Source organism: Glycomyces tarimensis, from assembly GCF_054776215.1.
Map to the genome: position 1 here is coordinate 1 of NZ_BAAHCB010000011.1, position 22415 is coordinate 22415.

General features: G+C 67.7%; 14 protein-coding genes and 1 pseudogene. 2 read left to right on the forward strand and 13 right to left on the reverse strand.

Features of this window, described 5'->3' with window-relative positions; all coding sequences use genetic code 11:
* Nucleotides 1-52: 52 nt before the first annotated feature.
* From ACYVK3_RS10325 to ACYVK3_RS10345, 5 genes and pseudogenes are all read right to left on the reverse strand, one after another.
* Nucleotides 53-401 (reverse strand): annotated as a pseudogene (locus ACYVK3_RS10325) (transposase); the annotation flags it as partial.
* A 278-nt stretch (nucleotides 402-679) separates the two neighbouring features.
* Nucleotides 680-1060, reverse strand: a complete 381-nt coding sequence (locus tag ACYVK3_RS10330; protein WP_460497227.1) for a trypco2 family protein — start codon at nucleotides 1058-1060, stop codon at nucleotides 680-682.
* A gap of 9 nt (nucleotides 1061-1069) precedes the next feature.
* Complete coding sequence (locus ACYVK3_RS10335; RefSeq protein ID WP_460497228.1) at nucleotides 1070-4804, reverse strand: trypsin-like peptidase domain-containing protein; 3735 nt, start codon at nucleotides 4802-4804, stop codon at nucleotides 1070-1072.
* 296 nt (nucleotides 4805-5100) lie between these two features.
* Entirely contained in the window at nucleotides 5101-5730 is a 630-nt protein-coding gene (locus ACYVK3_RS10340; RefSeq protein ID WP_460497229.1) for a hypothetical protein, read from the reverse strand.
* A gap of 107 nt (nucleotides 5731-5837) precedes the next feature.
* Entirely contained in the window at nucleotides 5838-7400 is a 1563-nt protein-coding gene (locus ACYVK3_RS10345) for a recombinase family protein (protein ID WP_460497230.1), read from the reverse strand.
* A gap of 88 nt (nucleotides 7401-7488) precedes the next feature.
* Between ACYVK3_RS10345 and ACYVK3_RS10350 the strand changes: the two genes are divergently transcribed.
* Nucleotides 7489-7947: a hypothetical protein gene (locus ACYVK3_RS10350; RefSeq protein WP_460497231.1), complete on the forward strand. Its 459-nt coding sequence runs from the start codon at nucleotides 7489-7491 to the stop codon at nucleotides 7945-7947.
* A gap of 665 nt (nucleotides 7948-8612) precedes the next feature.
* Here ACYVK3_RS10350 and ACYVK3_RS10355 read toward each other — a convergent pair.
* Nucleotides 8613-9158, reverse strand: coding sequence for a hypothetical protein (locus ACYVK3_RS10355; protein WP_460497232.1), 546 nt, complete (start codon nucleotides 9156-9158; stop codon nucleotides 8613-8615).
* A 96-nt stretch (nucleotides 9159-9254) separates the two neighbouring features.
* On the opposite strand from ACYVK3_RS10355, the gene ACYVK3_RS10360 reads away from it, so the two are divergent.
* On the forward strand, nucleotides 9255-9764 hold the full coding sequence (locus ACYVK3_RS10360) for a GNAT family N-acetyltransferase (protein ID WP_460497233.1): 510 nt from the start codon (nucleotides 9255-9257) through the stop codon (nucleotides 9762-9764).
* Here ACYVK3_RS10360 and ACYVK3_RS10365 read toward each other — a convergent pair.
* From ACYVK3_RS10365 to gltB, 7 genes are all read right to left on the reverse strand, one after another.
* Nucleotides 9761-10954 carry a sulfotransferase family protein gene (locus ACYVK3_RS10365; protein ID WP_460497234.1) on the reverse strand — a complete coding sequence of 398 codons (1194 nt, stop codon included), beginning with the start codon at nucleotides 10952-10954 and terminating at the stop codon, nucleotides 9761-9763. The genes ACYVK3_RS10360 and ACYVK3_RS10365 overlap by 4 nt on opposite strands.
* Before the next feature lie 98 nt (nucleotides 10955-11052).
* Nucleotides 11053-13257 (reverse strand): acyltransferase family protein, encoded by a 2205-nt coding sequence (locus ACYVK3_RS10370; RefSeq protein ID WP_460497235.1) that lies wholly within the window; start codon nucleotides 13255-13257, stop codon nucleotides 11053-11055.
* A gap of 229 nt (nucleotides 13258-13486) precedes the next feature.
* The gene (locus tag ACYVK3_RS10375) at nucleotides 13487-13882 is read right to left on the reverse strand and encodes an SGNH hydrolase domain-containing protein (RefSeq protein ID WP_460497236.1); all 396 of its coding nucleotides are present in this window, start codon (nucleotides 13880-13882) and stop codon (nucleotides 13487-13489) included.
* Between the two features lie 80 nt (nucleotides 13883-13962).
* Nucleotides 13963-14859 (reverse strand): acyl-CoA thioesterase, encoded by an 897-nt coding sequence (locus tag ACYVK3_RS10380; RefSeq protein ID WP_460497237.1) that lies wholly within the window; start codon nucleotides 14857-14859, stop codon nucleotides 13963-13965.
* Nucleotides 14860-16269, reverse strand: a complete 1410-nt coding sequence (gene pyk, locus ACYVK3_RS10385) for a pyruvate kinase (protein ID WP_460497238.1) — start codon at nucleotides 16267-16269, stop codon at nucleotides 14860-14862.
* Between the two features lie 161 nt (nucleotides 16270-16430).
* Nucleotides 16431-17900 (reverse strand): glutamate synthase subunit beta, encoded by a 1470-nt coding sequence (locus ACYVK3_RS10390; protein WP_460497239.1) that lies wholly within the window; start codon nucleotides 17898-17900, stop codon nucleotides 16431-16433.
* Nucleotides 17893-22377, reverse strand: coding sequence for a glutamate synthase family protein (gene gltB / locus ACYVK3_RS10395; protein WP_460497240.1), 4485 nt, complete (start codon nucleotides 22375-22377; stop codon nucleotides 17893-17895). The genes ACYVK3_RS10390 and gltB overlap by 8 nt, the downstream gene beginning before the upstream one ends.
* Between the last annotated feature and the right edge of the window lie 38 nt (nucleotides 22378-22415).

A 22415-nucleotide genomic window follows, 5' to 3' on the forward strand; every position in this document is an offset into this window, starting at 1 on the left:
CGGCAGGCTAGCCTCGCCCTCGCCGCATAGGACGGTGTCAACATCAAAGGGGTAAGCCCCCGCCGGTCAGGATGGCCGACAAGGGGATGCCGTTGGCATCGGTGGCCAGGTGGTGTTTGGAGCCAGCGCGCCACCGTCTACCGGACTCCGGCTGGCCCAGCAACACCCGGTGGTGCCTCCCACACACCGGCCTCCCGCCAGTCACGCAACCGCCGCCAGCATGTCATCCCGCACCCGGGCTCCTGCGGCAGCCACTGCCACCGGATGCCGGTGTAGAGCACGAACGCGTTGCCTCACAAGGGCTTCCTGTCATCGAATGGCTTTCTTCCACGGGCGCCCGGCGCACGCTCGTGCCTGGGAATCAGCGTCTCGATCCGCTCCCACAACGCGCCGTCGACGATCCAAGGCCCGTAGCTCTTGCGCTGCTGCGGGCCACGCTTCCCTTGCCTCACGACAAAGAGAACAACAATCACCCAAATAGTCACGACCTTTAACACGGCAACTGTATTTCGTTGCGCTGCAGCTATTTTCGCTGGAATTGGGACTGTCTGGCGCGCGTTTGGTGGCGGCGTCGCCAGTGGGCCGCGGCGACTCGCGTTCGCCGCGGACCCCGGAACCGGCGGAGACGGTGTGCCAGGCCTCGGCCGGGGCGCGGCCGATGAGGGTGTCTGATCCAATATCATCGACCACGATGGGCATCATAGGCTGCCTGCAGCACAACGAAATACAGCTGTCGTGCTAAACGTGAGTCCCCGTCGTACGGTTCAGAATCGGAGAGGTTCATGGGCGCCGAACCGGCGTCAGATGTCTTGAGCTTGGGGTGGAGCGTCAGCTTGATCCGGTGCAGCTGTGTACCGCTTCGCGTGTTGTCGGCCTTCGCATCGACGACGCCGAGAATGGCGATGCCACCGCCGCCGTTGGTCTGCCGTCCGATCTCCAACGTCAACTCCAACTCGACGTCCTTGACTTCCAAGCTGATCTGGTCATCGGCGGACAACAGGGCGATCTTCAACTCACGGCGAATCTCGGCCACCGCCGAACTGAGGGGAATGGATTCCATCCTCCAACCTTAATGCCCCTTCTCCAGGGCATTGGCGACCTGTGCCCGACCGTGAGCTCTAACGAACCGGGGGATCGACTCCGTCAGCGCCTCCAAGTTCGTGCCGTGGATCAGATCGCGAAGCCAGCGGCGTTGCTCCGCTTCGGCATGGGATTCGAACACCTCGCCGAGGGCAGCGGCCGCGTCGGCCGGCTGGTTCGCCTTCAAGAGCATCTGGCCTTTGGCTATCAGCGACTCTCGCAAGCGGACGCTGTAATTCGTAGGCGATGCGTTAGCCAACTTATGCCAGATCTCGGTGGCCTCGGTGATGGACTTCACGGCCGCCTCGTCGTAACCGCGAACGATCTGGAATTCGCTGAGACGCTCGAGTGCGGAAGCCAGAGAGCTATATGCTGCCAGGTTATCTTCCGCGATCATACGCAACATCTCAACCTTGACTTCTGGCCGCAACAGCGGTTCAAGATCGGCCAGCGGCGCAGGCAAAAACGGCTGCGTTCGTGGGTCACTGTGGGCCGGGATCGTTGGGGCGCTGCCGGAAACCATCACTGCCCGTTCGGTGGATTCCGCCTGCCGCATGACTTGCAACGCGCTCGCCTTCGTTCCCATGTCCCAAAGTGCCGCGGCCAGGTCTTCGGCCGCGAACACGGCGCGCAACCGAGAATCGCTCCGATGGGACGCTTCTTCCCAGGTCAAGGTCTGTATCTCCTGGAAGATCTTCAATGCCTTATGCCGCTGTTGCGTTCTCCAAAGCGCCATAGCGCAGTCTCTCAGAAGAGGGACCATATCGAGTCTGTAGAAGCCGGGGAAGGGCGTCGGCATGCGCCGGATCGATACTGCAGCTTCGAGTGCTGCCACGGCCTCGGGCTTCCAGCCGAGCCACCACATGCGACGTCCTATAGTCTCCAAGCCAACAGCGGCGCAGTAGGACGCGACGCCCGTTTTGGCGAGCCAATGCAGCAGCTCCGCAGTCTCAGTGACATCGGCTGCGTCAGCACTCTGCTGAAGATGGAAGACCGTTTCGATCCGCTCGAAATCCGACGGGCAGGCATAGGCGTCTGGCTGATCGAAGTCGCGCCGAAGTCGCAATGCCTCCAACGTCGCCTGCAGTGCCATGGTCGCGCTGCCAGAGAGGAGTTCCTGCTCAGCCAACGCTTCCAACTCTGCGATGGCAAAAGAATAATCGCCGCTATCCCGCATTCCCAGTCCACGGCGAGCCAGGACGGCTTCAAGGAGCGCTTTGCGTGCAGCCTCACTCTGCCCACTCTGCCGCAGCTTCGAGGCGACGGATTCGATGATAGAGAGATGTTCCCGATAGGAATTCAGATCGTCACATCCCGCCGCCCGATGGAGGTCCATCACCGTCCTCGCCACGGTAATGGCGCTGTTGTATCGCTCCAGGTTCGAGAAACGAACGCATACCCGCGAAAGCGCCGAGAATGCCCATGCAGAGGGCAGATTGGCGCCGATTTTCTTGCGGAGTCGCACCGCTTCGGTCAGTGAATCGAAGGCCTCGTCGACCTCCCCCATCGCCAGCGCCGCACCGGCTAGCCCCTCCAGCGCGTCGACGAGTCCGTGCCGATCGTCGGTTTCTTGACAGTGCCGAATCTTGAGGTTGTACAGCACCCGACCCAGCCGAGCCAACCGTTCGTCGTCGCGACGGGTCGCGAACTCCGTATTCGCGATAGCTTCCACGACTCCGTCGGCTTTATCGATTCGCTCGATCATGCTGGCGAGAATATTCGCCACGGCTTCGTTCCCGTGCTCCACGACCTGATTGACGGCCAGCTCAATCAGCTTCGGCAGGCTCTGGTCCAAAAATTCCGGCATGAGCGGGTCGCCGTCCTCGCCGACCATCTTCGCGAAGGTGCGGTTAAGGGTCTCATAAACGTGGTCGACCGCGCCCGGGTAGTGGTCGCAGGTGAGAGCCAGTAGGTGCAGCATCCGCGCGTAGTGCTCGGTGCCGAGCGGCTGGTCGTGTAGCGCGGCAAGCAGTTCCGGCAGGTCTTCGACGCTCGCCACCAGGTATTCGGAGACCAGGTCGGGTTCGATCGGGGCGGCACGCCAATTGGCGTCTGATTCGGACGGATAGAGTCGTACCAGCGCCTTGGCCGCCTCTCTCCGGTCGGCGTTGGACTGGTCGGCCCACAGCTCCGAGGCTTTGAGGAACTCGGTCGCTTCGCGGACGGTCGGTGCCGTCAGGGTCATGATCGCCACTGCATGCAGGGCTTGGTCACTCTGTGCCGGATTCGCTTTCGTGGTTGAGAGGGCCGGGGCGAAGTCCCAGCGCCGCTCGCGTTCACGCCGCAGCAGATAGCCGAGCAGGCGCTCTCGCAGTCCTTGCCGTTCGGGGACGGGCAGGATCTCCCGACGGGACGCCAGCAGCGCGGCGATGTGGACCAAGAGCGGCGAGTCGTACTGATCGCCGTCCACCAGGTCCAGGAATTCGCCTGAGCCTCGGGCGCCTTCGGCTCCGGCGGTGAATCGCTCGTAGGCGGTCGTGAAGTGGGTGCGGCGCAACTCCGGGCCGAAGTGCGAGCGCGACAACTCGATCCGGGGTGATTCCTCGCCCCGCAGGCGCTGTTGCAGGAGGGTCCCGCCGTGGTCGGTCATCTGCTCGTACCAGCCGCCCGCCGCCCTGGATACCAGCAGCACCCGCACGGGGTACCGCAGCGCATCTCCCAACCGCTCTAGATGCCGCAGCAGGGCGATCACCCTGGCGGCGATCGCTGCCCGCTCGACGTAGTCGAAGACGACGAGCAGCGGCGTCTGCGGCAGATGGGTTCCCCAGGGCGTCTGCTGATCGTCGTAGGCGAAGCCCGCCCTCCACGCCGAATCCGACTCGGCGACTTTCCGGCAGAGTTCGCCTGCCAGCCGAGTCTTGCCTGCGCCCGCCGGGCCGGTCAGCAGACGCAGCGAGACGTCGCAGTCCGACCCAGTCGAATCAGCCAGGCACCAGGACATCAGCTTGTCCAGCGCTTCGCCGTGGCTCTCCTTGACGAACGGCACCTGGCCGTATCTGGCGGTGATGAGCTTGAGTTCGGTCTCCTCGCCCAGCGACTCGAAAGGGTCGCGGACGAGCGGATGCGGGTCCGACAGCGGGAGCAATTCGGTGGCGCCGATCAGTTCCCTGAGTCGCGGCTGCGCCAGGATCACCGACGCGGGCACCACGTGGAAGCGGGGCCGCACCTTGTGCTCGTATTGCGCCACGACACCCAGCAGTCCCTTGTCGTCAACAACCATCGCGCCCGACAGGCCGCTCCACCAGGCCGTCTCGGCGCCGTTGGCATCATTCACGGTGAACAGCATCTTGCCGCGGCCGGAGCCCTCGCCAGGGACGAAGCCTCCGTCCACCCGGGCCGCGTGGTACGTGTCGTTCTCCTTGTCCGCGCGTGGAAAACCGATGCACCAGGCGTCCTTCGCTCCCACGTAGTCGCTGTACTCGCCCCAAACGACCCGGCCTTTCGGGGTCTGCAGACCGGGGACGCTCAGCAGGGCGACATCAATGGGGTTCACCTGTTTTTTGCCGTTCCAGACCACTTCGGCATGCCTGGCTATCCCATCGCCCGCGCACCGGACCTCGTGGGTCTCAGCGTCGGCCACGTCATGGGCGCAGGTCAGCACGAGTTCGTCGGCCACGAGGTAACCGGTGAGGCTGTGCTTCCGGGGGCCTCCGGTTCCGTTCTTGCGCGTACCGATCCGGACGACGCGCTGGTCGCTGCTCCATAGCCGGTCGGTGGGAGTCATGGTGTCCTGTCCTCGGGGGTGGTCCGGTAGCGGGTCGGTCGGCGAGCTCTCGGAGGTCGTCGGCCGAGTGAGGCGCGGCCCGAGTGCGGCTGCGGCTGTGTCGGCGGGGCCCACCCAAGTCTCGCGCATGCGTTTCGGTCGCGAGAGTCCGTCCGGGCAGGTCCGTCCGGCCAGAGGCCGAACTTCCAGTTCACGGTATCCCGGCCGCGCCCTTCGAAAACCAGACCGTACTGAAGCCTCGGACGATGGCGATTCTGCTTGGGTGATCGCTTGCCGGAGTCGACCCCCTCAGATGGTCAGGAACCGCAGTGGCTTAGTGGTTGAGAGATTATTTCTTCAAGGGGGTATGCCGAGCCAGGTTCATACCGATCGGTCGTAATATTTTCCTGCAGAAGGCCATCGTACAGACTTCGATACCAGCCATCGCTCCGCCGGTCTTCGAAATATATTCCTTTAATCTCGTGCCCAACAGTATTGTCGAGCTCGGACTGCATAATTGCGGCAACTTGATCCAATCCGATGATTATCTCTGCGCATGGGGTAATGGTAGTCAAGTACACGATCGAATTGAGCGCCTTGCTGGGCGCGCTGAAGACGATGCCCCAATGCGGGATTGGATCTGCAGTGCGGTTCATTACGTGCATCCCGTCCGCCTCGACCCAGACTGCCACTCGGGATGCTTCATCCGTTATTTCCCGCAGGGTGACCCCTTGTTCGAATTCGCTTCGGGCAGTTTCCATAGCATTCTGATGTTCATGGAGGGAATTAGCGATGGAATCGATCCAAGCGGCGATTAGCAGACTTGCAACGGTAGTGATACTGGAAAACACCATGCCTACCGAAGAGATACGGAGATGGATCAGTTCTTCGCGAGTCGATCCGGAATCGCCCTGGCTCTTCTCTCGATCAAACGGAATATGCGACATTTCGGGCCTCAATATAACGTGCCGATGGTGACCGATCGCTTGAGTCCGCGAACGCACCCAGCCGACGCCAAACCAGTTAATCAGAAGGCAGTCTATAGGCGGGCGGTCTATATCGCGTCGACGGCCCAGCGGACGTAGGCCAGGCGGGAGTGGATCCTAGCCTGAAACCGGCGCGGGCCTGCTTCCTTCCACCAGTCCGGCGCGGGAACTCTATCGTTCGCGCACACCACGATCTCGACCCCCGCCAGCGCCAATAGTTCACGGCGGTCCTCCAGATCGCCGGCGTCCCAGCGCTCCCCGTAGGTGGTGCCGGTCGGGACGCTCTGCCAGTGGGCCTGGGTCCGGGGTAGCGTTTCGAGACGTTTGCGTTCGTCGATGAGGCGCTTCATAATCTGGCGGAACCGCTCGTCTTCCCCGTCCCACACCCCAGCAGCGCGGTCGCCGCGATGCTGGTCGATCGCTCGATTGATCTTCACCAAGCGGTCGGCGACGTCATTGGCGGGCACGAACTCTTTGGCGTAGACCTCGGCGTCGTCCAGTTCCCCCATGACCGCCTCGACCACGACCTTTTCGAGCTTCGGCAGGAAGATCTCGGGCACGGCGTCGCAGTTCTTACGATGGCGCGCGCACCGGTAGACCAGCTCGTCGGGCTGGTTGCCCGGACGGACACGCGCGTACCGGTAGAGCCGCTCACCGCAATTGCCGCACCGGGCGAGGCCTTTGAACAGGTAAGTCTCGGTAACCGGCTTCTTAGGCCGGCCACCATAGAACTTCGTCCGCTTCGCATCGTCGGCCATGGTCAGCAGCGCCTTGTACTCCTCCTCAGTCGCGAGGGGCTCGGCGAACTGGACCGGCATCCCGTCATCCCCGCACACCACCCGACCCTGATGCATCGTGTAGCCCAGCAGGGTCGGGCTGGTCAAGATCCGGTTGACGGTGTTCTGCTGCCAGAACGACCCACCGAGGGGTGTGGGCACCTCTCGGTCGTTGAGCTCGCGGCGGATCCGCCCGATCGACCAGCCGTCGAGCCGCCACGCGATCATCTCGCGCACCACCGGCAACTGCTCGGGGTCCGGTTCCACCAGGAACGAATGGTCGTCCTGCCGGATCGCGCGGTAGCCATAGGCGAGCCGCCCGCCCACGTATCGGCCCTCGCGCCGGGCCTTCGCGCGCATATCGGCCGACCGCTGGGAGGCCATCACCCGCTCCCACTCGGCGCAGATGCTCATCACGTAGGCGAGCATCATCCCCGTCGGGGTGGTCGAGTCCAGCACGTTGTCCGACGTGGCGACCATCTTCCGATGCTCCTTCGCCCAGTCCAGGAACTTGGAGAAGTGAGAGACCGACCGCGAGTACCGGTCGAGCTTCCAGGCGCACAGGCCATCGAACTCATGGCGGCGATGGTTGAGCCATTCCCCGAGTTCACCTCGCTCCCATGGATCTACCCCGCCTGAAACGTCCAGGTCAACCGCCCAGCCAACGATCTCGCAATCATGCTGTTCGGCCCAGAGGATGATCGCCTCCCGCTGCCGCTCGGGAGAAGTAGTCACGTCGGTCTCGTGCGAGAGCCGGATGACACCGAGGATGCGGCGGTACTCCCGCTGGAACTCCGCGGCTGCGACGGTGCCGATCGACGCGAGATACTTGTCAAGATTCACGATGACCCCCAAAGCCCATAAATAATGATTATTCGGACTAATTAGTGTACATGAAGGCCGTAAATCTGTAACTTTTCACTGGGCCAACGGCGGACCGACCGTGGCCGAGAACCTGATCCTGCTGTGCCGCTTCCACCACGGCCGCATCCACACCCCCGGCTGGACCATCACCAAAACCGGACCGGGCAAAGCCCTGATCGTCCACCACGAGGGGCACGAGGACACCGACCCCGACCTGAAATGCGGGTGCGCCGACTGGCGCACCGACACCGACCTGGACGCCGACTTCACCGACGACATCGCGAACGCCTTCCCCACCGGCCTGTACCCCGAAGAATGGTCGGAGACCCTGAAACCCGACCTCGAAGCGGCTGCCGAACAGGCCGAGACCGAACAGGTCATGGCCGCCGCGAAAGCCGCCCGCGCCAAACTGCGAGCCCGCTTCACCACCCCGACACCCCGACACCCCGACCCGAGACCGAACCCGAACCGGCATCAGCACCGACACCCGAACCGGGGCAGGGCCAGAGGCGGGAATATGAGACTTCGACACCACTGACCGAGGCGAAGCGATCTCGCGACCTCGTCAGCGCCGCACCGGCACCCGACTACGGACCGCCCCCGTTTTTAGGGTGCCCGCTACGGGAGGCCGTGGCGGGGAAGACACCTCATAGGTCGCCAGCTCGAAACCGGGACGGGTTCGAGCACATCCCCATGCCCGGAGCCCGAACCGGCACACCAACCGCCCAGGCGGCCGCCACGAGCCGCCGCCGAACCGGACCACCAGCAACGCGAATACCCGCCACCAGGCCAGCCCCAATCCCACCCGGCACGGCACCACCGACCACCCCCGCGACGAACAACCAGCCCCGGCCCGCCCGCCACCGCTTTTGTCGCTGACCCAGCGCAGCCAGGCCATCCACGACACCGACCCCGCCAACGCCTCCGGGGCCATTTCCGGTCTCGACAGGCTCCCCGCCGAACCACAGCAGCACCAACTCCAGAGACCTGCCCCGGCCACCACGCCACCTCACCATCGCTGACTCAGCGCGGAACGACCGTCAATCACGCCCTCCAGGGCGAGGAAGTGAGGAACGGTTGATGCAGTGTCGTCCGTCGTCGTAAATCCGCCAGTTCGCCTTCTGGCAGCAAGCCGGCTCCAGCTCGGATCACCACGACGTTTCGAGCAGTCCAGCACGGGACCGCAGCCGTGGCGCCGCTAGCTCAGCCCGCTCGGATGATCGCGACCGCGGTCGCCCACAGCACCGCCGCCGAGCCGAATCCGACGACGGCCGCCGACAGTTCGAAGCTTCCGACCAGGGCAGCGAGTCCGGCAGCGGCCACGGCGAGCATCCCGTAGGCCGTCCACCGGTACTTCGGCTCGTCGAACACGGCCGCCAGCGGCAGGAAGTGCACCGCGACGATCGCCGCGATGACGGCCGGGAGGAGTTGGGTCGTCTCAAGCGCGACGAGCCCGGCGACGGCTGCGGCGATGAACGCCACCTCGAACAGGATCCACAAGTTGTAGCGGCGCCCCCAGTCGACCGGCAGCGTGCGCTCCCGCGTGCGGCTCGATGGGACGCGGACGGCGGCGACGATGAGTCCGACGGCCACCGCGAGCGCCGCGGCCAGGACTGTCCAGCGCAGCGCGCCGTCACCGAGGATGCCGGCGCCGCCGACGGTCCAGAAGAATCCGAAGACGGCGGTGACGATCACGCCGTTGCGGCGCACGCCACGGTCGAGTTCGGGCGGGGCGGTGAGGGTTTTCATGGATACATCATCGCAGCCGGAGCGACGGCGGCTCGCCCCTCACCACGATCGCTGTGTCGTTGGCCGCCCGCGCGGACGTGAGCGACAATAGCGCTCATGTCAGCATCCTCCCCCGCGTTCGAGGTCCGACCGGTCCGCGAATCCGAGCATGAGACGCTCGGCGACATCATCGTGGACGCCTACTTGCGCGACGGGTTCCTCCGGGACTCCGACGACCCGTACGCTCGGTTCCTGCGCGACATCGGCTCGCGCCTCGACGGCGCCGAAGTGCTCGTGGCCGCCGAGGGCGAGCGCGTGCTCGGCGGCGTCACGCTCGTCCCGCCCGGCAGTCTCCTGGCGGAACTGGCCGGGGCCGGCGAAGCCGAGATCCGGGCGCTGGCGGTCGATCCGGCCGGACGGACGCGTGGGGTCGGCACGTCGCTGGTGGCGGCGTGCATCGAGCGCGCGCGGGACGTCCACGGCGCCAAGCGCGTCGTGCTGTGCAGCCAGGAGACCATGAAGGCGGCGCACCGGATCTACGAGCGGCTCGGCTTCGAGCGCGCCCCGCGCCTGGACTGGCGGCCGGTGCCCGACGTGCTCCTGTGGGGCTACGCCTTGGCCTGCTAGCCGAGCTCGGCGACGAAGCGTCCGTAGTCCCCGAACGCCTGGTCGAGGTCGGCGTCGCTCAGGCCGTAGCGCGCCAGATCGTAGGTGTGGCCGCTCCCGCCGCGGGGCCTGGCCACGAGCCGCTCGAGGGCGGCGCGCTCCCGCTCGCCCCAGTCGGCGCCGAGGCGTTCGAACAGTTCGGGGAGGCGCCGCATCGGTTCGTCGACGAGGTGCCGGTAGGGCACGTCGATGATCGCGTCCGCCGGGAGGCGCCGCCGCGAGTCGGTGGCGCGCCCGATCCCGGTCGCGAGCAGCCCCAGCCACTTGCGGCCGATGAGATGCGGGTCGGGGCGCCGGACGTGCATCGACATGGAGTTCTCGGCGAGCGAGCCCAGCGATCCCATGACGGTGTGCAGCTCGCGGTGGGTCCACACCACCTGGGCGTCGGGGAAGACCGTCAGCAGGGTGTCGAGGTTCCACAGGTGCGCGGGGGACTTGAGGACCCAGCGGCGGGGCTCCCTGCCGTGCTGGAGGACCTGGAGGGCCTGCTTGAGGTACTGGTAGTCCGCGGTGTAGTCACGTTCGAGCATCCACTGCTCGTAGCGGGGCAGGGGCGCTCGCACGAGGTATGCGACGCCGTGCGGGAGGATGAAGATGCACTCCTCGGGCTTCTCCGCCCCCATCTTGTGCATCACCGGCAACTGCGGGGAGGCCGTCTCGGCGGCCTTGACGAATCGTTCGGCGTGCCTGATGCGCTCCTCGCGCTCGGCCTCACCGACGTCGGTGTGGAGCAGTTCCCACATCAGCGGGGCCCGGTGGCCGGCCGGCTCGGCGAGTGCGTAGTGCGTGAGGGTGGTACCGGTACGCGGCATGCCGACCACGACGATCGGCCGCTTGATGGGCTCATCGGCGATCTCGGGGTGCTGGGCGTGGAGCTTGCGGATCCGGAATCGGTTCTCCATGCGGGAGGCGATGTCCCCGCTGGTGCCCATCCAGCCGGTCGGCGTGAGGCCCTCGACGTCCGCGAAGCAGCCGAGGAGGAACCGCATGTCCTCGATGAACCGCTCGTCGCCCGAGGCGGTGCCGTCGGTCTTGGCCTCGGCCTCGCGGACGGCACGATCGATGATCTTGTCGACTTTGTTCCGTCTATTGGCGATCGTCGGAGCGAGCATGACGTTGATCGCCTTGAGCCACGGGGCAACTCGATGCATGGTGGCTTCTCCTCTTGGCGCGTATCAGATGTGAGGAAAGCTTACATTTGATCGCGCTGAGGTGAAACCACCGTTGCGGTCCAAGGCGGTCGGTTCGTCTACCGCGTATCGGTCTGCTCGGGTTGCCCCTCGATCGGCAGTACGGCGGCCAGCTGCGGCGCCAGCTCCGAGGCGAAGCGCGAGGACAGGTGGTTGTCGTCGCGGTAGACCAGGAGGTTGCCCACGACCACCGGGCACTTGCCCTCCTCGGTGTCGCAGATCCACGGGATCGGGTCGATCACCTCGGCTCCCGCGTCGGACACCGCCTCCATCGCGGCTTCCCGCCGTTCCGGGAAGAAGATCGCGTCGTCCAGGTCGTTGACGCACTCGGTGGCGTCCTCGGGGTGCTCGGAGAGGCAAGCGGGGACGTTGCCGACGCCCCAGGCGGTGTCGGCGATGACGTACACCTCGTCGGCGGTCTCGGTGAGGCGCTCGGCGGTCTCGACCCAGCCGTCGATCCACGCCTGATCGGGGTCGTCGGCGAGCACCTCCTTGTTGTCCGAGTTGGACGCGATGACCATGTCGGGCTCCTGCTCCTCGATCTCCTCCAGCGCCTTATCGCGCCACTCGGCGCACTCGGTGTATTCGCGCCCGCGTTCCTCGTTGAACTCCTCGACCATCGGGGCGCTGCACGCGGCCTTGGTGAGCACCAGCATCTTCCAACCCGAGGCCTGTGCGAGCTGGTTGAGCGGCGGGAACCAGTGCGCCGCATGGGAGTCACCGAACAGGATCATGATCCTGTCGCCGTCCGGGTCGCCGAACCAGCAGTCCTCGGCGAGGTCCGTGCCGGCCTGCATGGTCATGCAGCCCTCGTCGTAGGTCAGCGGCTTGTCCTCGCGTGCGTCGTCGAGCGAGGGCGTGAGATTCACCGGGACGTCCTCCACATCGGAGGAGTCGCCGAGCAGCTGCCAGACGGTCGCGTCGTTGCCCGTGACCTCCGCGGCGGTGGTGCCCTCCTGATTCTGGGCGGGCTGGGTGACCGCGACGAAGGAGGCCGCCAGCGCGCACACCATGAGCGCACCGCCGAGCGCCAGGGCCCGCGAGGGCACCTGCACCAAGGGCCTGCGGGTGCGGATCGGCTGCTCCACGAGGGAGAAGGTGGCCGCGGTGAGCAGGAAGGCGACGACCATGAGCAGCAGCATGTGCCGCAGGCGCGGTTCCTCGATCCCGAGCGCGGCCGGGGCGATCATGATGATCGGCCAGTGCCACAGGTAGAGGCCGTAGGAGATCTTGCCGACGTACTGTGCCGGGGCGATGCCGAGCAGGGACCGGGCGCCGAAGCGGTGCGGGGCGCAGCCTGCGGCGATGACCAGGGCCGCTCCGGCAACCGGCATCGCCGCGGCGTAGCCGGGGAAGACGGTGTCCTCGTCGAGGACGAAGACCGAGGCGACGACGAGTGCGAGGCCGGCCCAGGAGGCGAGTGCGGCGAGCGCGCCCGGGAGGCGCTGGAGCCGCGCGGCACCGACGGCGATGAGCGCGCCGAGGGCCAGCTCCCACGCGCGGGTGTGGATGCCGAAGTACGACCAGACCGGGTCGTCGGCGGTCCTGGTGACGCTCAGGTAGAACGAGCCGGCGCCGACGAGGACGAGGAAGCCCGTGATCGCGGTGGTCCTGCCGCCATGGCGAAGCCCGCGAGCCTTGCATTGGGTCGGGTCGCGGTCTTCGTGCGCCTGGGGCTCCCCCGTCTTCGCGATTCGCGCGCCGAGGGCGGCGATGGCGATCAGGATCAGCGGCCAGACCAGATAGAACTGCTCCTCGACCGCGAGCGACCAGAAATGCTGGAGCGGCGACGGCTCGGACTCGGCATTGAGGTAATCGGTGCCTTCGACCGCGAGACGGAAATTGATGACATTGAGCGCCGCCGCGGCCGTGTCGGCCGCGACCTCCCCCAAACGCGTACGCGGCAACCACAACCACGACGCCACCAAAGTCGCCAGCAGCACCGTCGCAGCCGCCGGCAGCAGACGCACCGCACGGCGGGCATAGAACCCGGCCAACGAGACCGTCCCCGTGCGGTCGATCTCACGCAGCAGCAGCGACGTGATCAGAAAACCCGAAATCACGAAGAACACATCGACACCGACGAAACCACCGGCCATGAACGGAAAACCGATATGCGCCGCGATGACGACACCCACAGCCACCGCCCGAAGCCCCTCGATATCCGGCCGCCAGTGGCCGGGACGCTCGCTTCGTTTGCCCATAGAGGCGACATCGCTGTCGTTCGATGCCCTAGCCGGTTCTGTTGCGCTGGTCAGACGCATAAATGTCGGTCTCCGAACGATTCACCGGGCATGGTTTTCCCCAGCCGGGCAAGGCTGGGCTGACAATTCGGGCACCGCTTCCGGGGACGGTTCGAGACACTAGCATTGTCCCACAAGCGGCGGCGAAGCCCACCCGAACATGGCATATGCCCTCGTTCGGCCATGATTCGAGAGTCGCTCTCCCGCAGGCAGACCACGTCACGCTCGGTACCGAGGTGGTCGGTGTCGCCTACGGCCCTTCGGATTCCGATTCGGCAGGTTCGGCCTCCAGCGGGAGCACGGACGCCAGTTGCGGCGCCAGCTCGGCGGCGAAGGTCGCGGACAGATGGCTGAAGTCGCGGTAGACCAAGAGGTTCCCCACCATCACCGGGCACCTGCCCTCTTCGACGTCGCAGAGCCACGGTATGGGGTCGATCACACTCGCTCCGGCATCGGCGACGGCGGCCATGGCCCGCTCGCGGCGCTCAGGGTGCATGATCGCCTCGTCGAGGTCGTAGACGCACCGAGTGGCGTCGTCGATGTGCTCGGACAGGCATTCGGGCACGTTGATGCGGCCCCAGAGCGTGTCGGCGCGAGTACGTGGACCTCGTCGGCGGCGGTGAGCCGCTCGGTGGTCTCGGCCCATCGACCGGCGCCGATTTCGAAGCCGGGTCACCGCTTTCGGCCGAGCTCACCGTTGATCGCTCGTGAGTCTGGCGCATCGGTCTACGGGACTCCGGGAAGCATCTCGGGGGTCTGGCGCAGCAGGCCCTCCTGGGTCGCCGAGGCGATGTGGAGGCCCTCGCTGTCGAAGAAGCGCCCTTGGGCCAGGCCCCGGCCGCCGGAGGCGGTGGGCGACTCGGCGTCGTACAGGATCCACTCGTCGGCGCGGAAGGGCCGGTGGAACCACAGGGCGTGGTCCAGGCTCGTGCCGAGGTAGCCGCCGGGGCCCCAGACGGCGCCGTGGCGGCTGAGCACCGAGTCCAGCAGCGTCAGGTCGGAGGCGTAGGTGAGCACGCAGACGTGGATGAGCGGGTCGTCCGGGAGCGCCCCGTCGGCCTTCATCCAGACGCGCTGGCGCTGCTCGGCGGGCCGCTCGCCGGAGCGGAAATAGCCGGAACCGCCGAGGTAGCGCACGTCGATCGGGCGAGGGATGCGCGCCCACATGCTCAACCGGTCGGGGTCGGCCTTGAGGCGCTCGGCGATCGTCGGGACGTCCTCGGGCGCGGCCAGGTCCGTCGGGGCGGAGTCGGAGTGCTCCAGGCCCTGCTCACCGGTGTGGAATGAGGCCGACATGAAGAAGATCGTCCGTCCGCCCTGCAGGGCCACGGTGCGACGCACGGAGAAGGAACGGCCGTCGCGGATGTTCTCCACCTGGTAGAGGATCGGCTTCGAGGGGTCCCCGGGCCGCACGAAGTAGCCGTGCAGGGAGTGGACGCGCCGCTCGGGCGCGACGGTGCGTCCGGCGGCGACGAGCGCCTGTCCGGCCACCTGGCCGCCGAAGACACGCTGGAGGCCGACCTCGGCGCGCGGGCCGCGGTACAGGCCCGTGTCGATCTGCTCCAGGTCGAGGACGCCGAGGAGCGAGTCCACGGCGTCCTGACCGACGAGTACCTCAGACACTCAAGATCCGATCTGGTGGACCCGGACGGTGTTGGTCGATCCGGGCGTGCCCGCGGGGGTGCCCGCCACGATCACGACCAGGTCGCCGGGGGAGGCGAGCCCGTGTTCCTGAAGGGTCTTGTCGACCAGGGCGAACATGGCGTCGGTGTGGTCGACGTGCTCGACGAGGTAGGAGTCGGTGCCCCACGACAGCGCCATCTGGTTGCGGACGCTCTCGATCGGGGTCAGGCCCACGATCGCCTGGCTCGGCTTGAGCCGGGCGAGGCGCTTGACGGTGTCGCCGGTCTGGGTGAACGCCGCGAGCGCCTTCGCGCCGATCGCGTCGGCGACCTGCGCGGCGGCGGCCGTGACGGCGCCGGGCTTGGTCTTCGGGTCGTGGGAGAGCTCCGCGAGGCCGATCGGGCCGGACTCGGTGGTCTCGACGATCTTGGCCATGGTGCGGACGGTCCCGATCGGGAACTTGCCGACCGAGGTCTCGCCGGAGAGCATCACCGCGTCGGTGCCGTCGAGGACGGCGTTGGCGACGTCGGAGACCTCGGCGCGGGTGGGCCTGGCGTTCTCGATCATGGAGTCGAGCATCTGGGTGGCGACGATGGCGGGCTTGGCGTTGTCGCGGCAGAGGCGGATGATCTCCTTCTGCACGAGCGGCACCTCGTCGAGGGGCATCTCGACGCCCAGGTCGCCGCGGGCGACCATGACGCCGTCGAAGGCCAGCACGATCTCCTCGAGGCGGTCGACCGCCTCGGGCTTCTCGACCTTGGCGATGATGGGGCGGCGCACGCCGACCTCGTCCATGACCTTGTGGCCCAGGCGGACGTCGTCGGGGTGGCGCACGAAGGACATGGCGATGAGGTCGACGCCCAGGTTGAGCGCGAACTTCATGTCGGAGATGTCCTTCTCCGACAGGGCGGGCACGGAGATGGCCACGTTCGGCAGGGACAGGCCCTTGTTGTTCGAGACCGGGCCGCCCTCGACGACGAGGCACTCGACGTCGGTGTCGGTGGAGCCGAGTACCTCCAGGGCCAGCTTGCCGTCGTCGACCAGGAGCCGGTCGCCCTTGGTGACCTCCGCCGGCAGCTTCTTGTAGGTGCAGGAGACGCGGTCGTGGTCGCCCTCGACGTCCTCGGAGGTGATGAAGACGCGGTCGCCGGCGTCCCACTGCTCAGAACCGTTCGCGAAGGTGCCGAGGCGGATCTTGGGGCCCTGCATGTCGGCGAGGATGGCGACGGGCTTCCCCGCGGCATCGGCGGCCTCGCGGACCATCTGATAGACGGCCTCGTGGTCGGCTTGCGAGCCGTGGCTGAAGTTCATTCGGGCGACGTTCATACCGGCGTCGATCAGGCCGGCCATCCGCTCTGGCGTGGCCGTCGCGGGCCCGATGGTGCAGACGATTTTTGCTCTACGAGTCACCCTGCGAGCTTATATCGGACGCCGATTCGCACTCGCGAGGTCACCGCAGTTGAGAGGCGGAATTCACGGGGCCGCGAAATGGCGCCGGATTGCGAAAAGCGGGTACAGGGAATTGCGCGCGAGCGATCGGATCTCCCGCGCGCAATTCCATATATTCGCGCTTATGCGCTCAGTGGCTGCGCGTCGGCGGTGACCGGTTCGGGAAGGGACACTTCGCCTCCGAGATACCGGTGAACGGCCGCCGCCGCGGCGCGGCCCTCGGCGATCGCCCACACGATGAGCGAGGCGCCCCGGTGGGCGTCGCCCGCGACGAAAACGCCGGGCGCGTCCGTCTGCCAGTCGTCGCCGCAATCGAGCGAACCGCGGCGGTTGCGCTCCAGTCCGAGCTGGCGCAGCAGCTGCTGGTCCTCGGTGCCGGCGAAGCCGATCGCGAGCAGCACCAGGTCGGCCGGGACGATCTGCTCGGTGCCGGGCACCGGGTTGACGACGCGGCGACCGCCGGACTTGTCGACGACGACCTCGCTCAGGCGCATCTGCCGGACGTGCCCGCGCTCGTCGCCGATGAACTCGGCGGCGGCACTGCCGTAATTGCGCTCCCCGCCCTCCTCGTGGGCCGGGTAGTTGCGCACGATGACCGGCCAGGTGGGCCACGGGTCGCGCTCGTCGTCGCGCTCGCTCGGCGGCATCGGGTACAGATCGAGCTGGCGGACCGAGGCCGCGCCCTGCCGGTGGGCCACGCCCAGGCAGTCCGCGCCGGTGTCGCCGCCGCCGATGATGACGACGTGCTTGCCGCGCGCGTCGATGGGCGCGAACGGGGCCTTGCCGGCGACGACCTGGTTGGCGCCGACGAGGTGCTCCATGGCCTGGTGGATGCCCGCGAGATGGCGGCCGGGCTGGTCGGTCTCGCGGCCTTCGAGGGCGCCCACGGCCAGGACGACCGCGTCGTGGCGCTCGCGCAGGTCCTCGGCGGACAGGTCGAAGCCGACGTTGACGCCGCAGGAGAACTCGACGCCCTCGGCCTTCATCTGCGCGACGCGCAGGTCGACGTGGCGCTTCTCGAGCTTGAAGTCCGGGATGCCGTAGCGCAGCAGGCCGCCGGGGGCGTCGTCGCGCTCGTAGACGGTGACCGCGTGGCCCGCGCGAGCGAGCTGCTGGGCGGCGGCGAGGCCGGCGGGACCGGAGCCGACGACGGCGACGGACTTGCCGGTGGAGAACTCGGCCGGGTGCGGGACGACGTTGTCGTCCTCGAAGGCGCGGTCGATGATCTCGACCTCGATGTTCTTGATGGTCACCGGGTCGTCGCCGATGCCGAGCACGCAAGAGGCCTCGCACGGGGCCGGGCAGAGCCTGCCGGTGAACTCGGGGAAGTTGTTGGTGGCGTGGAGCTGCTCGATCGCGGCCCCCCACCGGCCGGTGCGGGCGAGGTCGTTCCACTCCGGGATCCGGTTGCCCAGGGGACAACCGTTGTGGCAGAACGGGATGCCGCAGTCCATGCAGCGCGAGGCCTGCTTGGTGACCAGCTCTTGGCTGGCGCGTTCGTAGACCTCGCGGTTGTCGAGGATGCGCACCGGTACCGGCCGCTTCTTCGGCACTTCGCGGCCGTGTTCGAGGAACCCGCTGGGATCAGGCATGCTGCGCCTCCTTCTGCTCGGCTTGGGCGGCGAGCACGGCCTTGTACTCGGTGGGGATGACCTTGGTGAAGCCGCTGGCGGCCTTGGGCCAGTTGGACAGCAGGTCCGCGGCGACCGCCGAGCCGGTGGCGCGGCCGTGGCGCAGCAGCAGGTTGTGGACCAGGTCGATGTCGGCGGCGCCGAGCTCGTCCAGGTCGACCAGGGCGGTGTTGGTGCGGCCCTCGTCGAGCCGCCACACGTAGGCGACGCCCCCGGACATGCCGGCGGCGAAGTTGCGGCCGGTGGGGCCGAGGACGAGGACCGTGCCGCCGGTCATGTACTCGCAGCCGTGGTCGCCCACGCCCTCGACGACGGCGACGGCCCCCGAATTGCGGACGCCGAAGCGTTCGCCGACCTTGCCGCGGCAGTACAGCTCGCCCGACGTGGCTCCGTAGAGGATGGTGTTGCCGGCGATGACGTTGTCCTCGGCGGCGAACGGGGCCCCGGCGTCGGGCCGCACGACGATCCGGCCGCCGGACAGGCCCTTGCCGAGGTAGTCGTTGGCGTCGCCGATGAGCTTGAACGTCGCGCCGCGGGTGAGGAAGGCGCCGAAGGACTGCCCGGCGGTGCCCCTGAAGGTCAGGTCGATCGAGCCGTCCGGCAGGCCCTCGCGGTGGGTGCGGCTGACCGCGGCCCCCAGCAGCGCGCCGACCGAGCGGTCGGTGTTGCGGATCGGGAGCTCGGCCGCGACGGTGCGGCCCTCCTCGATGGCGGGCCCGGCGATGTCGACGAGCTTCGCACCCATGGTCTGCTCCACCTCGTGGTCCTGCTCGCGGAGCCGGACGCGCGGGCCCTCGACGGGCGGTGCGATGACGTTCGACAGGTCGATGCGGGCGGCCTTGCGGCCGTCACCGGCGATCTGGCGGAGCCGCTCGACGTTGCCGATGGCCTCGTCGAGCGATCGGTAGCCGAGCTTCGCGAGGTACTCGCGGACCTCCTCGGCGATGTAGCGGAAGAAGTTCTCCACGAACTCGGGGCTGCCGATGTAGCGCTCGCGCAGGAGCGGATCCTGGGTGGCGACGCCGACCGGGCAGGTGTCGAGGTGGCACACGCGCATCATGACGCAGCCCGCGACGACCAGGGGTGCGGTGGCGAAGCCGTAGCCCTCGGCGCCGAGGAGCGCGGCGATCACGACGTCGCGTCCGGTCTTCATGGCGCCGTCCACTTCGACCCTGACGCGGTCGCGCAGGCCGTTGCGGACGAGGGTCTGCTGGGCCTCGGCGAGACCGATCTCCCATGGTGTGCCGGCGTGCTTGACCGAGTTCGCGGGGGCGGCGCCGGTGCCGCCGTCGAAACCGGAGACGAGGATCGTGTCGGCCTTGGCCTTGGAGACGCCGGCGGCGACGGTGCCCACGCCGACCTCGCTGACGAGCTTCACGTGGACCTCGGCGTCGCCGCCTCCGGCGTGCTTGAGGTCGTGGATGAGCTGGGCCAGGTCCTCGATCGAGTAGATGTCGTGGTGCGGCGGCGGGCTGATGAGCCCGACCCCCGGGGTGGCGTTCCGGGTCTTGGCGATCCACGGGTGGACCTTCTTGCCCGGCAGCTGGCCGCCCTCACCGGGCTTGGCGCCCTGGGCCATCTTGATCTGGATGGCGTCGGCGGTGGCCAGGTACTCGGAGGTGACGCCGAAGCGGCCCGAGGCGACCTGCTTGATGGCGCTGCGCCGCTCGGGGTCGTAGAGGCGATCGATGTCTTCGCCGCCCTCGCCGGAGTTGGAGCGCCCGCCGAGGCGGTTCATGGCGATCGCCAAGGTCTCGTGGGACTCCTGGGAGAGCGCGCCGTAGGACATCGCGCCGGTGTGGAAGCGCTTGACGATGCTCTCGACCGGCTCGACCTCCTCGAGCTCGACCGGCTCGCGGCCGTCGTCCGCGAAGTCGAGCATGCCGCGCAGCAGCCCGGAGTCGGCCGCGAGGGCGTCGACCTTCTCGGTGTAGCGCTTGAAGACTTCGTACTGGCCCGAGCGGGTGGCGTGCTGGAGCAGGAACACCGTCTCGGGGTTGAACAGGTGGATCTCGCCCTCGCGGCGCCACTGGTAGTCGCCGCCCGGGGGCAGCGGCTGGACGGGGTCGACACGCTGCTCGTAGGCGCGGCGGTGCCGCTCGGCCACCTCCTTGCTCAAGGTCTGGAGGCCGATGCCGCCGATGCGGGAGTCGGTGCCCTTGAAGTAGCGGTCGACGAAGTCGGCATCGAGGCCGACGGCCTCGAAGACCTGCGCGCCGGTGTAGGAGGCGATCGTGGAGATGCCCATCTTGGACATCACCTTGAGCACGCCCATGCACAGGCCGTCGATGTAGTTCTGGACGGCCCGGGCCGGCTCGAGCTCGATCACGCCGGAGTCGCACAGCTCCTCGATGGAGTCGAACGCGAGGTACGGGTTGACGGCGGCGGCGCCGTAGCCGAGCAGGACGGCGGCGTGGTGGACGGTGCGGCAGTCGCCGGTCTCGGCGATGAGCGCGACCTTGGTGCGGGTCTGCTCGCGCACAAGGTGCTGGTGGACCGCGGCGGTGAGCAGCAGCGACGGGATCGGTGCGAGGTCGGCCGTGGAGTCGCGGTCGGAGAGCACGAGGATGCGCACGCCGTCTTCGATGGCCTCGGAGACGTGGCGGCAGATCTCGACCAGGCGGTCCTTCAGGCCGCGAGAGCCGTGGCGCGCCTTGTAGACCCCGGAGACGCGCACGGCCTTGAAGCCGGGCATGTCGCCGTCCTCGTCGATGTGGAGGATCTTGGCGAGCTCGTCGTTGTCGAGGACCGGGCGGGCCAGCTCGATCTGGCGGCACGAGTGCGGGCCGGGCTCGAGGATGTTGCCCTCGGGGCCGATCATGGTGCCCAGCGCGGTGACCAGCTTCTCGCGGATGGCGTCGAGCGGCGGGTTCGTCACCTGCGCGAACAACTGCGTGAAGTAGTCGTAGAGCAGCTTGGGGCGCTTGGAGAGCCCGGCGATGGGCGTGTCCGAGCCCATGGAGACGACTGGTTCGGCGCCGCTGGAGGCCATGGGCGCCAGGATCATGCGCAGCTCTTCGTCGGTGTAGCCGAAGGTGAGCTGGCGGCGGCGCACGGACTCGGCGTTGTAGGCGACGTGCTCGCGGTCGGGCAGCTCCTCGAGCCGGATGAGGCCGGCGTGGAGCCAGTCGCCGTAGGCGTGCTCGCCGGCGAGCTCGTCCTTGATCTCCTCGTCGTCGACGATGCGGCCGGCGGCGGTGTCGACCAGGAACATGCGGCCGGGCTGGAGGCGGCCCTTCTCGGCGACCTCTGAGGGCGCGAAGTCGACGACACCGGCCTCGGAGGCGAGGACGACGACGTCGTCGGTGGTGCGCCACCAGCGGGCGGGGCGCAGGCCGTTGCGGTCGAGGACCGCGCCGATCTGGGTGCCGTCGGTGAAGCAGACCGCGGCGGGTCCGTCCCACGGCTCCATGATCGCCGCGTGGTAGCGGTAGAAGTCGCGGCGCTTCGGGTCCATGGTCGCGTTGTGCTCCCAGGCCTCGGGCATCATCATGAGCATCGCGTGCGGCAGGGTGCGTCCGCCGAGGTGCAGCAGCTCGACGACCTCGTCGAAGGCCAGCGAGTCGGAGGCGCCGGGGGTGTTGATCGGGAACAGGCGGCGCAGACGGCCGGGCAGGTGCTCGCTGGCGAGCTCGGCCTGGCGGGCGGTCATCCAGTTGCGGTTGCCGCGGATGGTGTTGATCTCGCCGTTGTGGGCCACCATCCGGAACGGGTGGGCCAGCGGCCATGACGGGAACGTGTTCGTGGAGAAGCGCGAGTGGACCAGCGCGATGGCGCTGACGAGCCGCTCGTCGCGCAGGTCGGGGTAGAACTGCGGCACCTGAGCGGGCGTGAGCATGCCCTTGTAGACGATGGTGCGGGCCGACAGGCCGACGATGGCCGAGCCGTCGAAGTGGCGCTCGCGCAGCTCGCGCTCGGCCTGCTTGCGGACGGCATAGGCGAGCCGGTCGAGCTCGATCCCGGCCGCGGCACCGTCCTCGGCGGCGAGGAAGACCTGGCTGACGCGAGGCATGGACGCCAGCGCGCCCGCGCCGAGCGGGCCGGGGTCGACCGGCACGTCGCGCCAGCCGACGACGCGGCAGCCTTCGGCCACGGCGTACTTCTCGATGATGGCGCGCGAGCGCAAGGTGGCTTCGTCATCGCCGACCGGGGTGAAGACGAGCCCGGCGGCGTAGTGGCCCGGCTCGGGAAGTGTGAAATCGACCACGTCGCGGAAAAAGGCGTCGGGGATCTGGAGCATGATGCCCGCGCCGTCTCCCGAGTCGGGGTCGGGTGCGGTGGCTCCGCGGTGCTCCATGCGCACGAGCGCGGACAATCCGCGTTCGACTACACTGTGGGCGGCCCGGCCTTGCATGTCCGCAACGAAGGCGACGCCGCAGGCGTCGTGTTCCCAGTCGGGGCGGTAAAGACCTGGTTCGGGGTTCTGGGCAGAACGCAACCTTGGCCTCCTTCGTCGTCGAGGGCTCCAGCCTGTGG